Consider the following 23250-nt stretch of genomic DNA (forward strand, 5'->3'; position numbering starts at 1 on the left):
GTCAGCGGTCCTGCTGCATGGTGGCCCACAGCCCGGCGGCGTGGAGCTTGGTCACGTCGATCTCCATCGCCTCGCGACTGCCCGCCGAGACGACGGCCTTGCCTTCGTTGTGCACCTGGAGCATCAACTTGGTCGCGTGCGCCTCGGGGTAGCCGAACAGCTTCTGCAAGACGTAGGTCACGTAGGTCATCAGGTTCACCGGGTCGTCCCACACGATGGTCACCCAGGGCGTGTCGACGGCGGCGTCTTCAGTCGCGACGGACTTGACGTTCCGCTCTTCGCGAGTCCCCGGTCGAGCCTTCGCCGGCGTAACCATATCGTTCAGGATAGCCAACGCATATCCGGCACTTCGAGCTACTACGGTGACGGTGTGACCGCCGCATCCCCGGCCCTGCTCACCGACAAATATGAGCTGACGATGCTCGGGGCCGCGTTGCGCGACGGCACCGCGCACCGACGCACCACCTTCGAGATCTTCGCACGCCGACTACCCGAAGGCCGCCGCTACGGCGTGGTGGCAGGCACCGCACGGTTCGTGGATGCTTTGGCGCAGTTCGAATTCGACGACGCGGCGTTGTCGTCGCTCGCCGACTTCCTCGATGCCGAGACGCTCGCGTACCTGGCCGAGTACCGATTCGGAGGCGATGTCGACGGATACGCCGAAGGGGAGCTCTACTTCCCGGGTTCACCGGTGCTCTCGGTGCACGGCACGTTCGGCGAATGTGTCGTCCTGGAGACATTGGCGTTGTCGATCCTCAACCACGACACCGCGATCGCATCCGCCGCCGCCCGCATGGTCAGCGCCGCCGAGGGACGCCACCTGATCGAGATGGGCTCGCGGCGCACCCACGAGCACGCCGCCGTCGCCGCCGCTCGTGCGGCGTACCTGGCCGGCTTCTCCGGATCGTCCAATCTGCAGGCCCAGCGCGACTACGGGGTCCCGGCGCTCGGCACCAGCGCGCACGCGTTCACACTGCTGTACACCACCGGCGACGGCCCCGACGAGCGTGCGGCGTTCCAGGCGCAGGTCGAGGCGCTCGGTGTGGACACGACGCTGCTGGTGGACACCTACGACATCACCGCGGGGGTGGCGACGGCCGTCGAGGTCGCCGGTCCGGAACTCGGTGCGGTGCGCATCGATTCCGGAGACCTCGGCGTGCTCGCGCGCCAGGTGCGCGCTCAGCTCGATGACCTCGGCGCCACCGACACGAAGATCGTCGTCTCCGGGGATCTCGACGAGTTCGCGATCGCCGCACTGCGCGCCGAACCGGTCGACACCTACGGCGTCGGCACATCCCTTGTCACCGGTTCCGGCGCCCCGACAGCCGGGATGGTTTACAAGCTGACCGAGGTGGACGGCCTTCCGGTGGAGAAGCGCAGCAGCCACAAGCAGTCTCACGGCGGACGTAAACAGGCGATGCGAATGGCCAAGGCGACCGGCACGATCGTCGAAGAGGTCGTCTTCCCCTACGAGCGCCCGCCGGCTGACCCCGACGGCCTCACCGCGCGGGTGCTGACCGTTCCACTGGTACGGCATGGCGAACCGGTCGCCGATCTGGGCCTCGACGCAGCCCGCGCCCGGGTCAGAGAAGGCCTGACGAGCCTGCCGTGGGACGGGTTGAAACTGTCCCGCGGCGAACCCGCCGTGCCGACGCGGCTGATTCCCCCCGGCGCGTAGGAGGTCACCACGTCGGACATCACCCAGTTGCTGGCCACCGCCGTCGCGGCCCTCGGTGGACGCGAACGCGCGGGCCAGGTCGAGATGGCGAAGGCCGTCAGCAACGCCTTCGACACCGGTGAGCACCTCGCCGTCCAAGCCGGGACGGGCACCGGGAAGTCGCTGGCCTACCTCGTGCCCGCACTGGCACGTGCCGTCGGCGCCGACGAACCCGTCGTGGTGTCCACGGCGACCATCGCGCTGCAACGTCAACTCGTCGACCGCGACCTTCCGCGGCTGGCGGAATCGCTGGCCGACGTGCTGCCGCGCGCCCCCGAGTTCGCCCTGCTCAAGGGCCGCGGGAATTATCTGTGCCTGAACAAGATCCACAACGGAAGTTCAGCCGGCGGTGTCACCGAAACCGGAGACCGTCCCCAAGAAGAACTATTCGAACCGGTGGCGACCAGTGCCCTGGGCCGAGATGTGAAGCGGCTCATCGCCTGGTCGTCGGACACCGACACCGGTGACCGCGACGAGCTGACCCCGGGCGTTCCGGACCGGTCCTGGTCGCAGGTCAGCGTGTCGGCGCGCGAATGCATCGGAGTGGCCCGGTGCCCGTTCGGCACCGACTGTTTCGCAGAAAAGGCGCGGGAGAAAGCCGGCCGTGCCGATGTCGTCGTCACCAACCATGCCCTGCTGGCCATCGATGCGATCTCCGACGCCGCCGTACTCCCCGAACACCACCTGCTCGTCGTCGACGAGGCGCACGAGTTGGTGGACCGCGTGACGTCGGTGGCCACCGGCGAGCTGTCCGCAACCTCGCTCGGCGTCGCCCACCGCCGGGCCGCGCGCCTGGTCGACGAGGAACTGGCGCAACGGCTGGAGGCGGCGACGGCCACGCTGTCGTCGGCGATCCACGACACCGAGCCTGGCCGCATCGACGTCCTCGACGACGAACTGGCGACCTACCTGACCGCGGTGCGCGACGCCGCGTACCGGGCCCGGTCGACGATCGACACCGCGCCGAGCGACCCGGCGGCCGCATCCGCGCGCACCGAAGCCGTCACCGCGTTGACCGATATCGGCGACACCGCCTCGCGCGTCCTCGACTCCTTCCTGCCCGCCATCCCCGACCGCACGGACGTGGTGTGGATCGAACGCGAGGACACGCGCGCAACGGTGCGGACCATACTGCGCGTCGCCCCGCTTTCGGTCTCGGGTCTGTTGCGCACCAGGCTCTTTGAGAACACCACGACGGTTCTGACATCGGCGACGCTGACGATCGGCGGCACGTTCGACGCGATGGCATCGGCGTGGGGGCTGACGGGCGGGGAGACCGAGTGGAAGGGCATCGACGTCGGATCCCCGTTCGAGCACGCGAAGTCCGGCATCCTCTACGTCGCAGCGCATCTGCCGCCGCCGGGACGTGACGGCACTGGATCCGCAGAACAACTCGACGAAATCGCCGCGCTGATCACCGCGGCGGGCGGCCGCACCCTCGGGCTGTTCTCCTCGATGCGTGCGGCCAAGGCGGCCGCCGAGATCATGCGGGAGCGGCTGGACACCCCGGTGCTGTGCCAGGGCGAGGACACCACGTCGGCGTTGGTCAAACGATTCGCCGACGACCCCGAGACGTCACTGTTCGGCACGCTGTCGCTGTGGCAGGGCGTCGACGTGCCCGGCCCGTCACTGTCGCTGGTGCTCATCGACCGGATTCCGTTCCCCCGTCCCGACGACCCGCTACTGACGGCGCGGCAACGGTCGGTGGCCGCCCGAGGGGGCAACGGTTTCATGGCCGTTGCCGCCAGCCACGCCGCGCTGTTGTTGGCCCAAGGTGCGGGTCGGCTGTTGCGCACCGTCGACGACCGCGGCGTGGTCGCCGTGCTGGACTCGCGAATGGCCACCGCCCGCTACGGCGGCTTCCTGCGAGCCTCTCTGCCACCGTTCTGGGCAACGACCGACTCGCACCGCGTGCGTCAGGCGCTCGAACGTCTCCGCGCGCGGTGATTGTTTTCTATTCTGACAACGGTTCAGTGCGCGCCCTGCGGCCGCCTCGACGCGAAAGGCGGCGTCCATGAATCGACGACACGTGTGGGGCGCCGTGACCGCGATGTCGGCGGTGCTCGTCATCACCGGATGCACCACAACGCTTCGCGGCGAACCCGTATCGGTGTTCAACGATCCGTTCCGTGTCGCAGGCATGCCTGCGACCGACGGCCCCACCGGTTTACGGCCGGACCCGCGCGATCCGACGCGAGTGGTGGTGGGCACCAACGGGAGTGACTCCGACGAGCTGGCCCGCCAGGCGATCAGCGACATCGAACAGTTCTGGGAAGGCGCCTACGGCGCCGCGTTCGACGGCCGGTTCAAGCCGGTCGACCGCGTCTATTCCTGGGACGCCAACGGATTCGACAGCACCGGGTTCTGCGACACCGACACCTACGCCTTGGTCAACGCCGGCTACTGCACCACCGACAACACCATCGGATGGGATCGCGGCGAGCTCCTGCCCAGCCTGCGGCAGGAGTTCGGCGACATGGGAGTGACGATGGTGCTCGCCCACGAATACGGCCACGCCGTGCAGAGGCAGGCGGGCCTGGTCGACGACGACACCCCGACGCTGGTGTCCGAACAACAGGCCGACTGTCTGGCGGGCGCCTACATGCGCTGGGTCGCAGAAGACAACTCGCCGCGGTTCACGCTGTCGACCGGCGAAGGGCTCAACAACGTGTTGGCGTCCGTCATCGCGTTCCGGGATCCGTTGTTGAGCGAGTACGACCCCGAGGTCGGCGTCGACGAACACGGTTCGGCGTTCGAACGCCTGTCGGCCTTCCAGTTCGGCTTCACCGACGGCCCGTCGGCCTGCGCGGCCATCGACATGCGCGAGATCGGCCAACGCCGGGGCGATCTGCCGGTGCTCCTGCAAGAGGACGAGACCGGTGAATGGCCGGTCTCCGAAGAGTCGGTGCGCGCCGTCATGGACGCGATGGACATCCTCTTCACACCCGCCAACCCACCGCAGCGCAGCTTCGACCCCCCGCAGTGCGCGAACGCGCGACCGAGTCCGCCGGTGTCCTACTGCCCGGCGACCAACACCATCGCCGTCGACCTCGACGAGCTGGCGGTGATGGGCGCCCAGTCCGACATCGAGGACCCGGTCAGCTTGGCCACCGGTGACAACACCGCGTACTCGATACTGGTGTCGCGGTACATGCAGGCGATCCAGAACGAGCACGGCGGTGTCGCTCTGGACAACGCCGAGGCCGCGCTGCGCACGGCATGCCTGACCGGTGTCGCCACCACCAAACTCTCGAAGAGCGTGACCACCGCGGACGGCAACACCGTCGCGCTGACCGCAGGCGACGTCGACGAAGCCGTGTCGGGCATCTTGATGAACGGCCTGGTGGCCAGCGACGTCAACGGCGAATCGGTGCCGTCGGGCTTCTCCCGCATCGATGCGTTCCGCGTCGGCGTCCTCGGGGACACCGAACGCTGCTTCAAGCGCTTCGACTGATCAGATCTTTTTCGTCACGCCGTACCAGGCGACGATCGCCTCGGACTGGTCGGTGGAGTGGCTGAGGTACGCATACGAACGGATGAAGGACTCGCCGACGCAGCCGTCGATCTTGACCCGGAAGTTGCTCACCATCACCCATGGCTCCGCGCCGGTGAACTTCTTCTTCGTCACCGGCACCACGTTGACCAGACCCGGTTTGAGGCCCACGGTGATACCGCCCCCGACATTGCCGCCGAGGCTCGGCAGGATTCCGAAGTCCTCTCCACCACCGACCACGGTGAGCCCCAGAAGCCCGATGGACGGGTTGATGCCTGCGGTGCCGGTCAGCGAGACGCCGTTCGAGGTGCTCATGTCGATGCCGCAGCCGATCTCGTAACCGACTTCCAGGCTGCCCTCCGGCGCTTCGCCTCCCCCCGGGCCGATCAGCCGACCCTTATAGGTGCCTCCGACGACATATTCGCGCGACGACAGTGCGGTCGTCAGCGGAGGTGTCGGTGCCTGGGTCTCTTTCTCGGCGCTCATTTCCAGGCGCCAACCGTCGGGTGTCTCGGTCACCGCGGGCGGGGTGGATTCGACGGCGCCGTCCGGAGGCGGCGGCGGAGGGGGCGCCCCTTCGGCGGGCACTTCGGCCACGACAGGCTCGGCCTCCGGATCGGCCGACGCGGATGCGGCGCCCAAACTGCCGAGCACCCCCGCGACCGTGATCACGGTGAGGCCTCGCCGCAGCACAATCCCAATCGTCACTGGCCACCCTCCGTCGTTAGCAACGCTTGGGAACCTACCGCGCCCGATGTGCGACGCGTGCGGATGCTCCCAGAATCGTTCCGATTGCCTGGTCAGGTCGGCATTCGCAAGACGTGACCGGCTTCCAGGGCGACCCAGACGGCGCCATCGTCGTCCAGCGCGAGCCCGTGCGGTTCACTGCCCGGCGGCAGGTCGATCGTCACGATGTCACCGTCGCCGCCGACGCGGGCGAGCTGGCTGGAGCCCCACAGCGTCACCCACACGCCGTCGCTGGGATCGGCGATCACCGCATGCGGCTTGCCGGGCAGGTCGATTTCCTGGATGGCATCGTCGATCGGTACCCGGCCGAGGCGTTCGGCGACGATCTCGGTGAACCACACGGCGTCGTCGTGGGTTGCTGTGATGCCGACGGGACCCGAAGCGGCAGTGGGTGTTTCGCGGATGGTCAGGTCGCCGCCGAGGGTGAGGCGGCCGACGGCGCCGGCCTGGTTCAGCGTGAACCACAGCGCGCCGTCGGGACCCGTGACGATCATCGACGGCGCACCGCCGACCGGGTGGACCTTCGAAACCTCACCGTCCGTCGACATCCGGGCGACCACTCCGGAGCCCATCGCCGTGAACCACAGCGCCCCGTCGGGGCCCGCCGTGATGCCGTATGGAGCGCTTCCCGCAGGGAGTTCGAATGCGCTCACTTGGCCGGCGGTGGTGATGCGGCCGATGTGGTCGTCGCCGTTGCGGGTGAACCACAGCGCTCCGTCGGGGCCCGCGGTGATGAGCGACGGCCGGCAGTCCGCCGCCACGGGATACGTCGCGACCTCGCCGCTGTCGGTGACCCGCGCGATCGCGCCGTGGTGCACCAGCGTCACCCAGAGCGCGCCGTCCGGACCTGCCGCGATCCCGTAGGGCCCGCCGTCGAGCGCGACCTTGAGCGCTTGTGTCACGCGAGCGTGACGAGGCCGAGCTCGTTGTCGCCCGCCAGCAGGGGGTGGTGCGGCAGGACGCGCACGGTGTAACCCACCGGCCCGGCGACGGGCAACGGGGCGGTCACGGAGAACACGTCCCTGCCGGCGTCGGCGGTCCCTGTGTGCGTCATCGGCACCGTCACCGGTTCGACGAGTTGATCGCTCGCGTCGACGCGACCCAGCACCGCTTGCACGGCAACCTCTTCGGGGCGCAGGCCCGCCAGGTACACGGTGGCGGTCAACGTGAGCTCCGAACCCAGCAGCGGGGTGTCGGGCAGCCCGTAGCTGTCGACGTCGGTGATCTGGATCTTGGGCCACGATTCCTGGGCACGCAGCCGGTAGCCGGCCAGATCCCTTGCGGCGCCGAACGGTTCACCATCATCGCCGGGTTCGACGGTCCGTCGAAGAGACTGCGCCGCCGGCGCGTAGTACTTCTCGGTGTAGTCACGCACCATCCGCGACGCCAGCACCTTGGGACCCAACACGATCAGCGTGTGCCGCACCATCTCCACCCACCGCGCCGGAACGCCACGCTCGTCGCGGTCATAGAACTTCGGCGTCACCGTCGCCTCCAGCAGGTCATACAGTGCGGCCGCCTCGAGGTCGTCACGCCGGTTCTCGTCGGCCAGACCGTCGGCAGTGGGGATTTCCCACCCGTTCTCGCCGTCGTACCACTCGTCCCACCACCCGTCGCGGATGGACAGGTTCAGCCCGCCGTTGAGCGCGCTCTTCATGCCCGACGTGCCGCACGCCTCCAACGGCCGCAGCGGATTGTTGAGCCACACGTCGCATCCCCAGTACAACTGGCGGGCCATCGACATGTCGTAGTCGGGCAAGAAGGCGATCCGGTGCCGGACCTCGGGCCGGTCCGCGAACTTCACCACCTGCTGGATCAGGGTCTTGCCGCCGTCGTCGGCGGGGTGGGACTTGCCCGCGACGATGAGCTGGATCGGCCGCTCGTCGTCGAGCAGCAGCCGCTCCAACCGTTCGGGGTCGCGCAGCATCAACGTCAGGCGCTTGTAGGTCGGTACCCGTCGCGCAAACCCGATCGTCAGCACGTCGGGATCGAAAGCCGTTGCGATCCAGCCCAATTCGGCTTCCGCCGCGCCGCGTTCCAGATAGGAACGGCGCAGCCTGGCGCGCACGTCCTCGATGAGCTGCTCGCGCAGCTGCGAGCGGATCCACCACAGGTGGCCGGTGTCGACCTGCTGCAGGCGGCCCCACACCGCGGGTTCGCGCGCACTGGTGAGGTCCTCGCTGCCGAGCAGTTCGCGCCCGAGCTCCATCCACTGCGGCGCCGCCCAGGTCGGCGCGTGCACACCGTTGGTGATCGATCCGATCGGCACCTCGCCGGGATCGAAACCCGGCCACAGCTCGTTGAACATGTGCCTGCTGACGTTGCCGTGCAGCATCGAGACACCGTTGGCGCGCTGCGCCAGGCGCAGCCCCATGTGGGCCATGTTGAACTTGGTCGGGTCGTCCTCCTCGCCGAACGCGATGATGCGATCGAGCGGAAGGCCCGGAAGCAGCCGCGACATCGCACCCGAAGGGCCGTCGGTCGAACCGCCGAAGTACCGGCGCACCATCTCCACTGGGAACCGGTCGATCCCCGCGGGTACCGGGGTGTGCGTGGTGAACACCGTCGAGGACCGCACCACCGTCAGCGCGGTGTCGAAGTCGAGGCCGGCGTCGATGAGTTCCCGGATGCGCTCCACACCGAGGAAGCCGGCATGTCCCTCGTTCATGTGGAACACCTCGGGCGAGGGCCGGCCTTCCAGCTCGATGAATGCGCGGATCGCCCGCACCCCGCCCACACCGGCGAGAATCTCCTGTTTGATCCGGTGCTCCTGATCGCCGCCGTAGAGCCGGTCGGTAACACCACGCAGGTCGTGGTCGTTCTCCGGGACGTCGGAATCCAGCAGCAGCAATGGAATTCGGCCCACCTGGGCGATCCACACCCGCGCCTGCAGGTGACTGTCGTAACCGTTCTCGCTCGGCATCGCCACGGCGACGAGAACTCGTTGCCCGTCGCGGTCGGTGAGCAGCCGAAGCGGCAGCCCCTGCGGGTCCAGGGCCGGATAGCTCTCGTGCTGCCAGCCATCGGCGGTCAGCGACTGGCGGAAGTAACCCGAACGGTAGAGCAGCCCGACCGCGATCAGCGGCAGGCCCAGATCCGACGCGGCTTTGAGGTGGTCGCCGGCGAGGATGCCCAGGCCCCCCGAGTAGTTCGGGAGGGACTCGGCCACCCCGAACTCCATCGAGAAGTACGCGATGCCGTTGGGCAGTTGGACACCGTGTTCGAGCTCCTGCTGGTACCACAGCGGCCGGTTGAGGTAGTCGTCGAGATCGGCGGCCAGCCCGTCGAGGCGGCGCAAGAACTCCTCGTCACCGGCGAGCGCATCCAGGCGCTGCGGACTGACCTGCCCCAACAGGCCGACAGGATCGCAGCCGACCCGCTTCCACAGCTCGGGGTCGATCGTCTCGAACAGATCCTGGGTCGGTCGGTCCCAGGACCAGCGCAGGTTGATCGACAACCGTTCGAGCGCAGCCAGCCGGTCGGGCAGATGCGTTCGGACGGTGAACCTTCTCAGCGCTTTCATCGGGCTATCACGCGGAACAACATTACTGACAATCCGGCGGCTCGCAGGGCGCCCGGTCGGACTGCTTGGCCCGCTTCGGGTTGGGCTGCGCACTAACGTGGGTATAGGGCGCGACGAGGCTTATTCATCTTGACTGTGAACGCGACCAAGACAACGCAGCGGCCACGCCGGCGGTGCCGGCAGAGCACTTCGGCGGCCGCGCCAAAAGGAGGAGTGATAGGTGGCCGGTCGAATCGAGATCGATGACGTCGCGCCTGTCGTCTCCGAGGGGCGGTACCCCGCAAAGGCGGTCGTCGACGAAATCGTTCCGGTTGCGGCCACCGTTTGGCGCGAAGGCCACGACGCGGTCGCCGCGACCCTGGTGGTGCGCTACCACGGCACGGCATATCCCCAGCTCGCCGACGATCCGCCGGGGCTGGTGACCGCCGAAGCGGTGCCGATCGAAACCGTGCTCGGCGCTACGCCGCGCAAGAAGCCGCAGCATCTGCCGATGACGACGGGGCGGACTCCCGACGTCTTTCACGGTGCGTTCACCCCCGACTGCCCCGGGTTGTGGACGTTCCGGGTGGACGGCTGGGGTGATCCGGTGGCGACCTGGCGCAAGAGCGTCACCGCCAAGCTCGACGCGGGTCAGAGCGAATCGGAGCTGTCAAACGACCTGCTGGTCGGAGCCCGGCTGCTGGAGCGCGCCTCGACCGGTGTGCCGCGTCAGCATCGCTATCCGCTGATCGAGGCCGCGGCCCGGCTGCGCCAGCCGGGCGATCCGTTCACTCGTGCCGGCGCTGCGCTGGCACCGGAGGTCACCCGCCTGCTCGACGAGTATCCGCTGCGCGAGTTGGTGACCCGCGGCGAGCAGTACGGCGTCTGGGTCGACCGCCCCGAGGCGCGGTTCACCGCATGGTACGAGTTCTTCCCCCGCTCGACCGGCGGCTGGGACGCCAAGGGCAACCCGGTGCACGGCACCTTCGCCACCGCCACCAAGGCGCTGCCCCGCATCGCCCGGATGGGCTTCGACGTCGTCTACCTCCCGCCGATCCACCCGATCGGCAAGGTGCACCGCAAGGGCCGCAACAACAGCGTCACCGCCGCGCCCAACGACGTCGGCTCGCCGTGGGCCATCGGAAGCGACGAGGGCGGCCACGACGCGGTCCATCCGGACCTGGGCACGATCGACGACTTCGACGACTTCGTCGCCGCGGCTCGTGACGACGGCATGGAGGTGGCGCTCGACCTCGCGCTGCAGTGCGCCCCCGACCATCCCTGGGCCAAGGAACACCCCGAGTGGTTCACCGTGCTGCCCGACGGCACCATCGCCTACGCGGAGAACCCCCCGAAGAAGTACCAGGACATCTACCCGCTGAACTTCGACAACGACCCCGCCGGGCTCTACGAAGAGGTGCTGCGGGTGGTACGTCACTGGATCTCGCACGGCGTCAAGATCTTCCGGGTCGACAACCCCCACACCAAGCCGCCGAACTTCTGGGCCTGGCTGATCGGCCAGGTGAAGAACGAGCACCCCGACGTGCTGTTCCTCTCCGAGGCGTTCACCCGTCCCGCACGGCTGTACGGATTGGCCAAACTGGGCTTCACACAGTCGTATTCGTACTTCACCTGGCGCACCGCCAAGTGGGAGATCACCGAGTTCGGCCAACAGATCGCCGAACACGCCGACTACGCGTGCCCGAACCTGTTCGTCAACACGCCCGACATCCTGCACGAAAGCCTGCAGCACGGAGGACCCGGGATGTTCGCTATCCGCGCGGTGCTGGCGTCGACGATGAGTTCGGCATGGGGGATGTACTCGGGATTCGAACTGTACGAACACCGTGCGGTCCGGGAAGGCAGCGAGGAGTACCTCAACTCCGAGAAGTACGAGCTGCGGCCCCGCGACTTCGACGCGGCGCTCGCCGACGGTGAATCGCTGGAGCCGTTCATCACCCGGCTCAACGAGATCCGTCGACTGCACCCCGCTCTACACCAGTTGCGCACCATCACGTTCCACCACGCCGACAACGACGCGCTGCTGGCCTACAGCAAGTTCGATCCCGCCACCGGAGACCAGGTGCTGGTGGTGGTCACGCTCAACCCCTTCGGACCCGAGGAGGCCACGCTGTGGCTGGACATGCCCGCCCTCGGGATGGAGCCCTACGACCGGTTCTGGGTCCGCGACGAGATCACCGGCGACGAATATCAATGGGGACAGTCCAATTACGTGCGCCTGGACCCGGTGCGTGCGGTGGCACACGTGTTGAACATGCCGCAGGTGCCCGCAGACCAACGACTCAATCTGCTGCGTAGGGAGTGACGACATGACGCAGACCAAACAAGCGAGCAGCCCACATCTTCGGCCGCACACCGCGGACCTCAACCGGCTGCTGGCCGGCGAGCACCACGACCCGCATTCGGTGCTCGGTGCCCACGAGTACGACGACCACACCGTGATCCGCGCCTACCGGCCCCATGCCGTCGAGGTGGTCGCGGTCGTCGGCGGTGAGCGGTATGCGTTCCAGCACATCGAATCCGGGCTGTTCGCGGTCGCGTTGCCGTTCACCGGGCTGGCCGACTATCGGCTCGAGGTGCACTACTCCGGCGGCGATGGCTCGACCCAGGTGCACACGGTGGCCGACGCGTACCGGTTCCTGCCCACGCTCGGCGAGGTCGACTTGCACCTGTTCTCCGAGGGCCGCCACGAGCGGCTGTGGGAGATCCTCGGCGCACACCCCCGCAGCTACACCACCCCCGACGGCGTCGTCGACGGTGTCTCGTTCGCGGTGTGGGCTCCGAACGCCAAGGGCGTCAGCCTGATCGGCGAGTTCAACCACTGGGACGGCAACGAAGCCCAGCTGCGTGTGCTCGGGTCGACCGGCGTGTGGGAGGTGTTTTGGCCGGGCTTCGAGATCGGCGGGTTGTACAAGTTTCGCATCCACGGCGCCGACGGTTCGGTCAGCGAGCGCGCCGACCCGATGGCGTTCGCGACCGAGGTGCCGCCCAAGACCGCCTCGAAGGTGACCCGCAGCGACTACACGTGGGTCGACGACGAGTGGATGACGCGCCGCGCGGCCCAGAACCCGGTGTTCGAACCGATGAGCACCCTCGAGGTGCACCTGATGTCGTGGCGTCCGGGCCTGAGCTATCGCGAACTGGCCACCCAGCTCACCGAATACATTGTCGAGAACGGGTTCACCCATGTCGAGCTGATGCCCGTGGCCGAGCATCCGTTCGGCGGCTCGTGGGGTTATCAGGTCACCTCGTATTACGCGCCGACGTCGCGGCTGGGCACCCCTGACGAGTTCCGCCACCTCGTCGACACGCTGCATCAGGCCGGCATCGGCGTGATCATGGACTGGGTGCCCGCCCACTTCCCGAAGGACGCCTGGGCGCTCGGCCGTTTCGACGGCACCGCGCTCTACGAGCACTCCGATCCCCGCCGCGGCGAGCAATTGGATTGGGGCACTTACGTCTTCGATTTCGGCCGTGCGGAGGTGCGCAACTTCCTGGTGGCCAACGCGTTGTACTGGCTGCAGGAGTATCACATCGACGGCCTGCGGGTGGATGCGGTCGCCTCGATGCTCTACCTCGACTACTCGCGCCCCGAAGGTGGGTGGACCCCGAACATCTACGGCGGTCGCGAGAACCTCGAAGCCGTGCAGTTCCTTCAGGAGATGAACGCGACCGTACATAAGGCCGCCCCCGGCATCGTGACGGTCGCCGAGGAGTCCACCTCGTGGCCCGGCGTGACCAGGCCGACGAACCTTGGCGGCCTTGGCTTCTCGATGAAGTGGAATATGGGCTGGATGAACGACACGCTGGAGTTCATCAAGCGCGATCCGATCCACCGCAGCTATCACCACCACGAGATCACTTTCTCGATGCTCTACGCGTTCAGCGAGAACTATGTGCTGCCGATCAGCCATGACGAGGTCGTGCACGGCAAGGGCACGCTGTGGGGCAGGATGCCGGGCAACGACCACAACAAGGCCGCCGGGCTGCGCAGCCTGCTGGCGTATCAGTGGGCGCATCCAGGCAAGCAGCTGCTGTTCATGGGCCAGGAGTTCGGTCAGCGCGCCGAGTGGTCCGAGGAGCGCGGCGTCGACTGGTATCAGCTCGACGAGAACAGCTTCTCGACCGGCATCCAGCGCATGGTGCACGACATGAACACCGTCTACCGAACCCGGCGGGCGCTATGGTCCCAAGACACCCGACCCGAGGGCTACAGCTGGATCGACGCCAACGATTCGGCCAACAACGTGCTGAGCTTCCTGCGCTACGGCGACGACGGCTCCGTGCTGGCGTGCGTGTTCAACTTCTCCGGCGCCGAGCACTCCCGCTATCGCCTGGGCTTACCGCACGCAGGCACCTGGCGCGAGGTGCTCAACACCGACGCCGACATCTACAACGGGTCGGGCATCGGTAACTACGGTGCGGTGGAGGCGACCGACGAGCCGTGGCACGGACGTCCGGCGTCGGCGGTCATGGTGCTGCCCCCGCTGTCCGCGCTCTGGTTCGAATACGTCGCCGAGTAGGGGACGCCAGGTTGCGCCGAAACCGACGCAATGGCGGAAAAACACAACGAGAAACCGCCAATTCGTCGGCTTCGACGAAAGGAGTCGAAGGTCAGTACAGCGCGTTGGCCAGCTTGCGCCGACCGGCGATGACCTCGGGATCGGCCGGATCGAACAGGTCGAACAGCTCGATCAGTCGCGTACGCACGGTGGTGCGGTCGTCGCCGGACGTCCGCTTGACGAGGTCGATGAGCCGGTCGAAGGCCGCCGCGATGTTCTGCTGGAGGACCTCGACGTCGGCGGCGGCGAACGCCAGCTCGATGTCGCCGCGGTCCGCGTCGGCGGCGGCGATCGCGTCGGGCGTCCGGGTGGTGGCCCGCTGCAGGAAATCGATCTGGCGGACGGCGCCCTTGGCTTCGGCGTGACCGGGGTTGGCGTCCAGAATCGCCTGGTACGCGGTGCGCGCGGCGTCGAAGTCACCGGCGTCCAGGTGCGAACGGGCTTGCGCGAGTTCGGGATCGACCTCTTCGGGCTCCCCCTCCTCGGCCCCGCCGGACAACTTGCCGGCGACCGCGTTCAGCAGCGAGTCGATCCACCGGCGCAACTGCTCGGGGGGCTGCATGCCCTGGAAACTCGACAGGGGTTGTCCGGCGGCCAGCGCGACCACGGTCGGGATCGCCTGCACACCGAACATCTGCGCCACTCGGGGGACGACGTCGACGTTGACCGTCGCCAACGCCCATTTCCCGCCGTCGGCTGTGGCCAGTTGACCGAGGGCATCACCCACTTGGACGCTGGCATCGCTACGCGGTGACCACAGCAGCACCACGACGGGAACTTGATTGGACCGGACCAGCACCTCGGCTTCGAGGTTCGCCTCGGTGACTTCCACTCCACCGGCGGGCGCCGACGATTCGCTATCACCCGTCGAGGGCCGCTGCTTGAGGGCGGACAGATCAACCGCACCGGCCATCGAGGCCGCGATAGAAGGGCGTGGACGACTCACGCCCATAAGTTTGTCACGTCGATTCACCGACCGGCTGCCCCGGTTGCGCGATCGGCGCGACGACGGACTCCGCTCCCAGCCGGCCGGTGCGCTCCACCCACATGAGGAAGACCACACTGGCGAGCGGCACGATGCTCGCGACGATCCCCAGCAACCACGTACCGGTCGCCCATTTGAACATCACGGCCGCGAGCAGCCCGAGCGCGACGAACGCCACGAAGACGGCTCCGTGGGCGGGCCCGAACACCTTGACGCCGATCTCGGTGCGCGGGGTGCCGAGGTACTTGAAGTACATGCCCACCAGCAGGCCGACCCAGCTCACCGCCTCGAGCAAGGCGACGAATCGAAACCATCTCGCGACGGTGCGCTGGTTCAGCAGGCGGGTCATGGCCGCCATTGTGCCCGAAACACGTGTCGATTACTACACGACGTCGTAGGCGCTCAGCGCGCGCGGAGGATCAGCGCATCACCCTGACCGCCCGCCCCGCACAGCGCCGCCACCGCATAGCCCGAACCGCGCCGGGCCAGCTCGAGCGCCGCATGCAACGTGATACGGGCGCCCGACATCCCGATCGGATGTCCGATGGCGATCGCGCCGCCGTTGACGTTGACCTTGTCGGGATCGACTCCGAGCTCCTTCGTCGAGGCCAGCGCGACCGCGGAGAACGCCTCGTTGATCTCGATGACGTCGAGCTGGTCGACCGAGATGCCCTCGCGCTCAACCGCCTTCTTGATGGCGTTGGCCGGCTGCGACTGCAGCGTGGAGTCCGGGCCTGCGACGACGCCGTGCGCACCGATCTCACATAACCACGACAGCCCCAGTTCCTCGGCCTTGGCCTTGTTCATCACGACGACGGCGCAGGCACCGTCGGAGATCTGCGAGGCCGACCCGGCGGTGATGGTCCCGTCCTTGCGAAATGCCGGCTTCAGACCGGCCAGCGACTCGACGGTGGTGTTGGCGCGGATGCCTTCGTCCTCGGCGAACTCCAGCGGGTCGCCCTTGCGCTGCGGGATCTGCACCGGCACCACCTCGTCGGCGTAGACACCGTCTTTCCAAGCGGCTGCGGCCTTCTGGTGGGACCGGGCGGCGAACTCGTCTTGTTCGGCGCGGGTGAACTGGTCGACCTCGTTGCGCTGCTCGGTGAGCGCGCCCATCGGCTGGTCGGTGAACACGTCGTGCAGACCGTCGTAGGCCATGTGATCGAGCACGGTGACGTCGCCGTACTTGTAGCCCGACCGGCTGTTCATCAGCAGGTGCGGCGCCCGGGTCATCGATTCCTGGCCGCCGGCGACGACGACGTCGAACTCCCCGGCGCGGATCAGCTGGTCGGCCAGCGCGATCGAGTCGATACCCGACAGGCACATCTTGTTGATGGTCAGCGAGGGAACGTCCCAGCCGATACCCGCCCCGACGGCGGCCTGCCGGGCCGGCATCTGCCCGGCGCCCGCGGTGAGGACCTGGCCCATGATCACGTACTCGACGGCGGCCGCGTCGACCTTGCCCTTCTCGAGCGCCGCCATGATCGCGATCGCGCCGAGGTCGCTGCCAGAGAAGTCCTTCAGCGAGCCCATCAGCTTGCCGACCGGTGTGCGCGCCCCGGAAACGATCACCGACGTGGTCATTTACTACCTCCAAAAAGTGGGTATAGCGATCTGTGTTCCATGACACATTCCACAAACATCTGTCTCAAGGTTACCGTTACGTTATGACCACCGAACACGTAGACGCACGTCCAGCGCTCGCCAGCGCACTGGTGACGGCGATCGATCACGTGGGGATCGCCGTTCCGGACCTCGACGCCGCGATCAAGTGGTACCACGATCATCTCGGCATGATCGTTCTTCACGAGGAGATCAACGAGGACCAGGGGGTGCGCGAGGCGATGCTCTCGGTGCGTGGCGCCCCGGTCGGCAGCGCGCAGATTCAGTTGATGGCGCCGCTGGACGAGACCTCGACCATCGCCAAGTTCATCGACAAGCGGGGCCCCGGTCTTCAGCAACTGGCCTATCGCGTCAGCGACATCGACGCGCTCAGCGAGCGTCTCCGCGCCGACGGCGTGCGACTGCTCTACGACGCCCCGCGCCGCGGCACCGCGAACTCGCGGATCAACTTCATTCATCCCAAGGACGCCGGCGGCGTTCTCGTCGAGCTCGTCGAGCCCGCTGCGGACGGCGACCACTAAGACCACTTGCGGGTCGGGCCGCGCGTGGCGCGGTGCGTCCAGCACGGCGTGTGCCAGTGCCGACGTTCGTCGGCGGCTCGCTCCCCCATATCGGCCGGAAGCACCACGACATGTGCCGTCCCAGGCCGGATTTCGTGATCACACCCCGGACACCGGTACGTCTTGGTGGCCCGCGCGGCGGCGATCGGACGCACCTCGTAGTCGTAGCCGTCCGGCCCGGTCTCGACGCGTCGGGACGCAGGCAGCGGCGGTGGCGGCCGCTCGGAACGCCGACGAGACCGCTTGCGGGCCATCAGAACAGCCGGAACTCGTCGCTGTCCATGCCACGCATCTTGTCGTAGTCCAGCGTGACGCAGCGGATCCCGCGGTCGGTGGCCAGCGTGCGGGCCTGCGGCTTGATCTGCTGGGCGGCGAAGACTCCGGCGACCGGGGCCAGCAGGCTGTCGCGGTTGAGCAGCTCGAGATAACGGGTGAGCTGCTCCACCCCGTCGATCTCGCCGCGGCGCTTGATCTCGACCGCAACCGACCCGCCGTTGGCGTCGCGACACAACAGGTCGACCGGTCCGATCGCAGTCATGTATTCGCGCCGGACCAGCGTGTAACCCGCCCCCAGCAATTCGACGTGCTCGGCCAACAACTCCTGCAGATGCGCCTCGACGCCGTCCTTGACCAGGCCGGGATCGACGCCGAGTTCGTGGCTGGAGTCGTGTTCGATGGCTTCGACGGTGATGCGCAGTTGCTCACCGGCCTTGTTCTCGACCACCCATACGGGCGTCGGGCCGGAGGTGTCCTCGGTCAGGCGACACGGCGGGGTCATCCAGTTCAGCGGTTTGTAGGCACGGTCGTCGGCGTGCACGCTCACCGAACCATCCGCCTTGATCAGCAGCAGTCGCCGCGCCGAAGGCAGGTGAGCGGTCAGGCGTCCGACGTAGTCGACAGTGCACTGGGCGATCACGAGACGCACCCGACCACCTTAGGTGGACGCCCGGCAATTTAGGCTGAGGGGACGATGACCGCCAACAGGAGCGTCGCACATCGGCTGGGTCGCGTCCTGGAGACGGTGACCCGCCAGAGTGCGCGGCTGACCGGCACCCCGGAATACGGGTCGTGGTTACTCGGCAGGCCGGAGGAAAGTCAGGGGCGCCGACGCGTCCGTATCCAGCTGATCCTGACGTTCTTCATCCTGTTCATCAACATCCTCGGCATCGCGGTCTCGCTGCTGCTCAACGGGGTCGCCATCCCGGTGCCCAGTGTCTTCACCGACGCGCCCGCATGGCTGACCTGGGGCGTCGTGCCTGCCTACATGGTTGTCGCACTGATCTTCGGCACGACGTGGATCACTTCACGCACCGTCGGCTCGCTGCGGTGGGCCATCGAGGAGCGGCCACCCACCCGAGAAGACCAGCGCAATGTGTTCCTCGCTCCGTGGCGAGTGGCCAAGAAGCTCCTGCTGTTGTGGGGCATCGGCACGGTGCTGCTGACCGTGCTGTACGGGATGCAGGATTCCGCGTTCATTCCCCGGTTCCTGCTCGCGGTGGGCTTTCCCGGCATCGTGGTGGCGACCGCCTGCTACATGGTCACCGAGTTCGCTCTGCGCCCGATCGCCGCTCAGGCGCTCGAGGCCGGTCGCCCCCCGCGACGATTGGCGCACGGCGTCATGGGCCGCACCATGACGGTCTGGCTGCTTACTTCCGGGGTGCCGGTGCTCGGCATCCTTCTGCTCGCGGTGTTCACACTGGCGCTGCGGAACCTCACCGCTACCCAGTTCGCGGTAGCCGTGATGATCATCGCGGTGATCGCCCTCGCCTTCGGGCTGACCCTGATGTGGCTGCTGTCGTGGCTCATCGCCACCCCGGTCCGAGTTGTGCGCTCGGCTCTCAAGCACGTCGAGGAGGGCGATCTGGACTGCAGTCTCGTCGTTTTCGACGGCACCGAACTCGGAGAGCTACAGCGGGGGTTCAACAAGATGGTGCACGGGCTCAAGGAACGTGAACGCCTGCGCGACATCTTCGGGCGCCACGTCGGCCGGGAGGTCGCCGCCGAGGCCGAGAAGCAACGGCCCAAGCTCGGCGGCGAGGAGCGTCATGTCGCGGTCATTTTCGTCGACATCATCGGGTCGACGAAGCTGGTCACGTCCAAGCGCGCGACCGAGGTCGTCGGCCTTCTCAACCGGTTCTTTGCGGTCGTCGTCGAGGAAGTGGATCGCCACCACGGCTTCGTCAACAAGTTCGAGGGTGACGGTGCGCTCGCGGTGTTCGGGGCTCCGGTGCGTCTGGAGAACCCGGAGGATTCGGCGCTGGCCGCCGCACGTGCGATCGCGCGGCGCATACACGAAGAGGTGCCCGAGTTCGATGCCGGCATCGGGGTCGCCGCCGGCGAAGCGGTGGCGGGCAACGTCGGCGCCCGAGAACGTTTCGAGTACACCGTCATCGGCGAGCCCGTCAACGAGGCCGCACGGCTGTGTGAACTGGCCAAGGAAACTCCCGGCCACGTACTGGCCAGCTCCGATGCGGTGTCCGGCGCGAGCGAAACCGAGCGCGCCCACTGGCGTTTGGGCGACGAGGTGACGTTGCGGGGCCACGACGAGCCGACGACTTTGGCCCTACCCGCCTGAGTCACCGGTGCGCAGGTTTCGCAGTGACGCTCAGCGCGTCCTCGAGCGTGCCGTACACCCTGGCGTCGAAGCCTTTGGTATGGCTCGCGGTCAGCAACCGGTCGGGATCGACCACGTAGCCCTCCTTGCCCGCGGCCACGAGCGATTCGCGCATGCCCGCGAACATGCGGCGCGCCGCGTCGTCGACGTCGTCGACGCGGGACAACTCGAGGATCGCGACGTCGAATGCTTCGCGCTCGGAGTACACCCTGCGCAGCACCTGCTCGGCGCCGGCGAACAGCAGGTCGCCGTGCAGTTCGAATACCCGCACACCCGGTCTGACGTCGTACGCGTTACGAATCGTCGACCGCGACTCGCGGGTGTGCGCGAGGAAGTGCAGACCGAGATCGGCCGACAGGCTTCGGCACACCTCGGTCCCACGCACGCTGTTGCCCTTGGCGTCCAACAGCGGTGAGTAGACGCCGATTCCGAGCTGGCCGGGCAGCACCGCCGCGATCCCGCCGCCGACACCGCTCTTGGCGGGCATGCCGACCGCACTCGCCCAATCCCCCGCCGCGTCGTACATCCCGCACGTGACCATCACGCTCAGCGTGCGCTGCACGACCGCCGCACTGGCCACGCGCCGTCCCGCCAGCGGCTCGACGCCCCCGCGGGCGAGCGTCGCGGCCATTCTCGCCAGATCGGTGGTGGTCACCTTGATCGAGCACTGCCGGAAGTAGACGTCGAGAGTCTCGTCGGGATCGCCGTCGAGTACGCCGAAACTCTGCAGCATGTAGGCGATCGCGCGGTTGCGGCTACCGGTCGCCTGCTCCGAGCCGTAGACGTCGTGGTCGATTGCGAGTTCGCGGCCCGCGAACGCCGAGTAGAACTCGTGAATCTGGTTGAACCGCTCCTCGGCGGTGGCGCCGGGTATCAGCGAGGCCGCGGCGATCGCACCGGCGTTGATCATCGGGTTCTTCGGTGTCTTGGTGGTTTCGTCGACGCTGATCTGGTTGAACGCCTCGCCGGAGGGTTCGACGCCGATCTTGGCGTCGACGGCTTCCATGCCGATGCGCTCGAGCGCGAGCGCGTAGGTGAACGGCTTCGATATCGACTGGATGGTGAATTCGATTGTCGTGTCGCCGGATTCGTAGACGTGGCCGTCGGCCATGGACAACGACAGGCCGAAGCCGTTGGGGTCGACCGATCTCAGTTCGGGGATGTAGTCGGCCAGTGCACCTTCGTCGTTGTCGGCGTGCTGCTGCCGAATCTGGTCCAGGAACCGCTGCACCAGTTCGGCCATGGCGCAATCCTAGGACGGTACCCAGTTTCCGTGGAACCCCGCGGGCACACGGTGCGGCAGCCGGATGGTCGCGACGTCCTCCAGTGTCTGCGCATCGAGCAACGCCAGCTCGCTGCGGTCGGTCCGGCGGTCGTAGACGTAGCCCATCAACACGCCGTCGTCCTCTGCCGCATCCCGTGACGACGGTTCGAAGACGAACTCCCCGAGCACTTTTCCATCACCGAACGACCGCGACTGCGTTGCACCGCCGATGAAGTCGTGCTTGAGCAGGACGTCGGCGGCTTCACCACCGCGGATACTCGGCGCATATCCGTAGCGGTGGCGTCGACCGACGCGGCGTTCGTCGACACGGGGGAACTCCTGACCGCGATCGTCGATGCGCGATTCGCGGACCTTCCCGTCGGCGAGATCGACCGTCCAGCGGTCGAGCGTTGGGGGTCCCTCGTCGGGGCCAAGCTGGTTGGTGTCGAACATCTTCGGGTGACGCACGACGTCGAGCACGATGGTGTCGCCGTCGTCGTAGGCGTTCATCGGATGGAACACGTAGCAGGGTTCGACGTCGAACCACCGCACATCGGCGTTGCCGCCCTCGCGTGGCATCACGCCCACGCGCGCCGGATACCGCGGGTTCCACGAGTACGGGAAGCGGCGATCGGTGGTTTCGCCCCGCGGTTGCCGCGCGCTGATCGGGTCGGGGATGCGGACCCGGCCGATGAGGGCCGACAACACCAGCCGGGAGACGAACCGAAGACCGCGCGGAACCGTCATCTCCACTGCCATACCGGCGTCAAAGGTCACCGGCAGGTCGTAGAACACGACGTAATTCTCGGTCAGCGAGAAGTCGTGCATCATCGGGCTTCCCGCGACCTCTACGTCGACCGTGCGTCGCGCGCGTCCGCCGGTGTCGATTACCGAGTACTGCACCGTGTTGCCGCGGTACATGCTGTACGAGACGGCGTGCAGCTCACCGGTGTCCGGGTCACGCTTCGGATGCGCGGTGTAACCGCCGGTCAGCGTCCCGTCGAAATCGCATGCGCCGACGGTGTCGAGCTCGTCGGTGAGTTCGACGTTCGTCACGCCGGACTCGATCAGCGCGATCGTCTTGCCGGCATGCCCGATGACGTTGGTGTTGGCGCCGATTCCCGAGATCGGGAAGTGTCCGTTCGGCGGCCGCTCTCCCAGGGCCCGCGCGGTCTGCGGGCCACGGACCCACCGGTTGCGGTACCACTCCGCCCTGCCGTCGCGGATCCGGATGCCGTGCACCATGCCGTCTCCGATGAACCAGTGGTACAGCTCGGGATCGAGCTCCCCGATCGGATTCGGCCCGTTGCGCAGATAACGACCGTCGAGGTGCTCAGGAATAGTCCCGGTGACCTCGAGGTCGGTCAGCGTGTGCTCGTCATGAATCGGTGCGAAGGCGCCTTCGAGGTAACGGTTCGTCATCGGACATCCCTATAACAGTGTTATGAGGTCCTTTGTATAACACCGTTATGGCACGATGGCAAGGGTGAGCGGCGCTCGGGAGCACCTGGTCGAGACCGGCATCCGCATCCTCGAACGCGACGGTCTGGCCGCCCTCAGCGCGCGCAAGTTGGCCGCCGAAACCGGTACCTCCACCATGGCGGTGTACACCCACTTCGGGGGCATGTCGGGTTTGATCGACGCGATCGCCGGCGAGTCGTTCGCCCGCTTCACGCGGGCCCTGACCGAGGTGACACCGACCGAGGACCCCGTCGCGGACTTCTTCGTGATGGGCGCTCGCTACCGCGAATTCGCGCTGCAGAACCCCCAGCGCTACCAGATGATGTTCGGCACCGCGGCCGAGTCGTTGAACCGGTACCACGCCGACCTCACGGTCACCGGCAGCGCCAGCGCCCGAAGCGAGTGGGCGGTGTCGTTCGATGCACTGCTCACCGGCGTGCGCCGGATGATCGAGGCCGGGCGCATCCGCGACGACGGGGAAGCGGCCGTCGCGGGGCGGCTGTGGAGCATCAGCCACGGTGCGGTGCTGCTGGAGATCGCCGGGTTCTTCGGGCACGAGGGGCACGGCCTGACTCAGATCCTCGGTCCGTTGACCGTCGACACGCTGGTCGGACTTGGTGACGAGCGGGACCGCACGATGGCTTCGCTGACGACCGCTATGACGACCCTGCTCGGGCCGTAGCCATCACGCGGGGCCGGCT

The 23250-nt window shown here is 67.4% G+C and carries 19 protein-coding genes; 8 read left to right on the top strand and 11 right to left on the bottom strand.

Features of this window, described 5'->3' with window-relative positions; all coding sequences use genetic code 11:
• Window position 1 precedes the first annotated feature (1 nt).
• The gene (gene clpS / locus AU192_RS14785; protein ID WP_064397324.1) at window positions 2-316 is read right to left on the bottom strand and encodes an ATP-dependent Clp protease adapter ClpS; all 315 of its coding nucleotides are present in this window, start codon (window positions 314-316) and stop codon (window positions 2-4) included.
• A gap of 54 nt (window positions 317-370) precedes the next feature.
• Between clpS and AU192_RS14790 the strand changes: the two genes are divergently transcribed.
• The 3 genes from AU192_RS14790 (at window position 371) to AU192_RS14800 (ending at window position 5171) form a co-directional block, all read left to right on the top strand.
• Window positions 371-1678, top strand: a complete 1308-nt coding sequence (locus tag AU192_RS14790) for a nicotinate phosphoribosyltransferase (protein WP_064397326.1) — start codon at window positions 371-373, stop codon at window positions 1676-1678.
• 18 nt (window positions 1679-1696) lie between these two features.
• Entirely contained in the window at window positions 1697-3664 is a 1968-nt protein-coding gene (locus AU192_RS14795) for an ATP-dependent DNA helicase (RefSeq protein ID WP_064397328.1), read from the top strand.
• Between the two features lie 67 nt (window positions 3665-3731).
• Window positions 3732-5171, top strand: coding sequence for a neutral zinc metallopeptidase (locus AU192_RS14800; protein ID WP_064397330.1), 1440 nt, complete (start codon window positions 3732-3734; stop codon window positions 5169-5171).
• On the opposite strand, the gene AU192_RS14805 is transcribed toward AU192_RS14800, so the two are convergent.
• The 3 genes from AU192_RS14805 to glgP form a co-directional block, all read right to left on the bottom strand.
• Window positions 5172-5906: an MspA family porin gene (locus tag AU192_RS14805; protein WP_369816255.1), complete on the bottom strand. Its 735-nt coding sequence runs from the start codon at window positions 5904-5906 to the stop codon at window positions 5172-5174.
• 104 nt (window positions 5907-6010) lie between these two features.
• A complete protein-coding gene (locus AU192_RS14810; protein WP_064397333.1) occupies window positions 6011-6859 on the bottom strand; it encodes a virginiamycin B lyase family protein in 849 nt (282 codons plus the stop codon).
• On the bottom strand, window positions 6856-9480 hold the full coding sequence (gene glgP / locus AU192_RS14815; RefSeq protein WP_064397335.1) for an alpha-glucan family phosphorylase: 2625 nt from the start codon (window positions 9478-9480) through the stop codon (window positions 6856-6858). The genes AU192_RS14810 and glgP overlap by 4 nt, the downstream gene beginning before the upstream one ends.
• A 220-nt stretch (window positions 9481-9700) precedes the next feature.
• Between glgP and AU192_RS14820 the strand changes: the two genes are divergently transcribed.
• Both AU192_RS14820 and glgB read left to right on the top strand, forming a co-directional pair.
• Window positions 9701-11785 (top strand): alpha-1,4-glucan--maltose-1-phosphate maltosyltransferase, encoded by a 2085-nt coding sequence (locus AU192_RS14820; protein WP_064397337.1) that lies wholly within the window; start codon window positions 9701-9703, stop codon window positions 11783-11785.
• 4 nt (window positions 11786-11789) lie between these two features.
• Window positions 11790-14003: a 1,4-alpha-glucan branching protein GlgB gene (glgB, locus tag AU192_RS14825; protein ID WP_064397339.1), complete on the top strand. Its 2214-nt coding sequence runs from the start codon at window positions 11790-11792 to the stop codon at window positions 14001-14003.
• A gap of 91 nt (window positions 14004-14094) precedes the next feature.
• On the opposite strand, the gene AU192_RS14830 is transcribed toward glgB, so the two are convergent.
• Genes AU192_RS14830 through AU192_RS14840 form a run of 3 tightly spaced genes read right to left on the bottom strand, consistent with a single transcriptional unit; the run spans window position 14095 to window position 16611 of the window.
• Window positions 14095-14988 carry a tetratricopeptide repeat protein gene (locus tag AU192_RS14830; RefSeq protein WP_207544943.1) on the bottom strand — a complete coding sequence of 298 codons (894 nt, stop codon included), beginning with the start codon at window positions 14986-14988 and terminating at the stop codon, window positions 14095-14097.
• A gap of 13 nt (window positions 14989-15001) precedes the next feature.
• The gene (locus AU192_RS14835; protein WP_120275641.1) at window positions 15002-15385 is read right to left on the bottom strand and encodes a DUF3817 domain-containing protein; all 384 of its coding nucleotides are present in this window, start codon (window positions 15383-15385) and stop codon (window positions 15002-15004) included.
• 44 nt (window positions 15386-15429) lie between these two features.
• Complete coding sequence (locus AU192_RS14840; protein ID WP_064397342.1) at window positions 15430-16611, bottom strand: acetyl-CoA C-acetyltransferase; 1182 nt, start codon at window positions 16609-16611, stop codon at window positions 15430-15432.
• An 83-nt stretch (window positions 16612-16694) separates the two neighbouring features.
• On the opposite strand from AU192_RS14840, the gene mce reads away from it, so the two are divergent.
• Window positions 16695-17171: a methylmalonyl-CoA epimerase gene (mce, locus tag AU192_RS14845; protein WP_064397344.1), complete on the top strand. Its 477-nt coding sequence runs from the start codon at window positions 16695-16697 to the stop codon at window positions 17169-17171.
• Here mce and AU192_RS14850 read toward each other — a convergent pair.
• A complete protein-coding gene (locus tag AU192_RS14850) occupies window positions 17168-17464 on the bottom strand; it encodes a hypothetical protein (protein ID WP_064397345.1) in 297 nt (98 codons plus the stop codon). The two genes, mce and AU192_RS14850, sit on opposite strands and share 4 nt — an antisense overlap.
• On the bottom strand, window positions 17464-18135 hold the full coding sequence (gene nucS / locus AU192_RS14855; protein ID WP_064397347.1) for an endonuclease NucS: 672 nt from the start codon (window positions 18133-18135) through the stop codon (window positions 17464-17466). The genes AU192_RS14850 and nucS overlap by 1 nt, the downstream gene beginning before the upstream one ends.
• Before the next feature lie 45 nt (window positions 18136-18180).
• On the opposite strand from nucS, the gene AU192_RS14860 reads away from it, so the two are divergent.
• Window positions 18181-19785 (top strand): adenylate/guanylate cyclase domain-containing protein, encoded by a 1605-nt coding sequence (locus tag AU192_RS14860; RefSeq protein WP_064397349.1) that lies wholly within the window; start codon window positions 18181-18183, stop codon window positions 19783-19785.
• Window position 19786: 1 nt separating this feature from the next.
• Here AU192_RS14860 and glsA read toward each other — a convergent pair whose 3' ends face one another.
• Together glsA and AU192_RS14870 are read right to left on the bottom strand one after the other, a co-directional pair.
• A complete protein-coding gene (gene glsA, locus AU192_RS14865; protein ID WP_064397350.1) occupies window positions 19787-21067 on the bottom strand; it encodes a glutaminase A in 1281 nt (426 codons plus the stop codon).
• Between the two features lie 9 nt (window positions 21068-21076).
• On the bottom strand, window positions 21077-22510 hold the full coding sequence (locus AU192_RS14870) for a carotenoid oxygenase family protein (protein WP_064397352.1): 1434 nt from the start codon (window positions 22508-22510) through the stop codon (window positions 21077-21079).
• A 64-nt stretch (window positions 22511-22574) separates the two neighbouring features.
• On the opposite strand from AU192_RS14870, the gene AU192_RS14875 reads away from it, so the two are divergent.
• Window positions 22575-23231, top strand: a complete 657-nt coding sequence (locus AU192_RS14875; protein WP_235630209.1) for a TetR/AcrR family transcriptional regulator — start codon at window positions 22575-22577, stop codon at window positions 23229-23231.
• Window positions 23232-23250 lie beyond the last annotated feature (19 nt).

Source organism: Mycobacterium lehmannii (assembly GCF_001499925.1).
Classification (GTDB): Bacteria; Actinomycetota; Actinomycetes; order Mycobacteriales; family Mycobacteriaceae; genus Mycobacterium; species Mycobacterium lehmannii.

What these genes read in the sequence shown, in the direction of transcription:
- clpS (WP_064397324.1), bottom strand. Translation starts at nt 316, where the DNA reads ATGGTTACGCCGGCGAAGGCTCGACCGGGGACTCGCGAAGAGCGGAAC.
- AU192_RS14800 (WP_064397330.1), top strand. Translation starts at nt 3,732, where the DNA reads ATGAATCGACGACACGTGTGGGGCGCCGTGACCGCGATGTCGGCGGTG.
- glgP (WP_064397335.1), bottom strand. Translation starts at nt 9,480, where the DNA reads ATGAAAGCGCTGAGAAGGTTCACCGTCCGAACGCATCTGCCCGACCGG.
- glgB (WP_064397339.1), top strand. Translation starts at nt 11,790, where the DNA reads ATGACGCAGACCAAACAAGCGAGCAGCCCACATCTTCGGCCGCACACC.
- AU192_RS14835 (WP_120275641.1), bottom strand. Translation starts at nt 15,385, where the DNA reads ATGGCGGCCATGACCCGCCTGCTGAACCAGCGCACCGTCGCGAGATGG.
- AU192_RS14840 (WP_064397342.1), bottom strand. Translation starts at nt 16,611, where the DNA reads ATGACCACGTCGGTGATCGTTTCCGGGGCGCGCACACCGGTCGGCAAG.
- mce (WP_064397344.1), top strand. Translation starts at nt 16,695, where the DNA reads ATGACCACCGAACACGTAGACGCACGTCCAGCGCTCGCCAGCGCACTG.
- AU192_RS14850 (WP_064397345.1), bottom strand. Translation starts at nt 17,464, where the DNA reads ATGGCCCGCAAGCGGTCTCGTCGGCGTTCCGAGCGGCCGCCACCGCCG.
- AU192_RS14860 (WP_064397349.1), top strand. Translation starts at nt 18,181, where the DNA reads ATGACCGCCAACAGGAGCGTCGCACATCGGCTGGGTCGCGTCCTGGAG.
- glsA (WP_064397350.1), bottom strand. Translation starts at nt 21,067, where the DNA reads ATGGCCGAACTGGTGCAGCGGTTCCTGGACCAGATTCGGCAGCAGCAC.
- AU192_RS14870 (WP_064397352.1), bottom strand. Translation starts at nt 22,510, where the DNA reads ATGACGAACCGTTACCTCGAAGGCGCCTTCGCACCGATTCATGACGAG.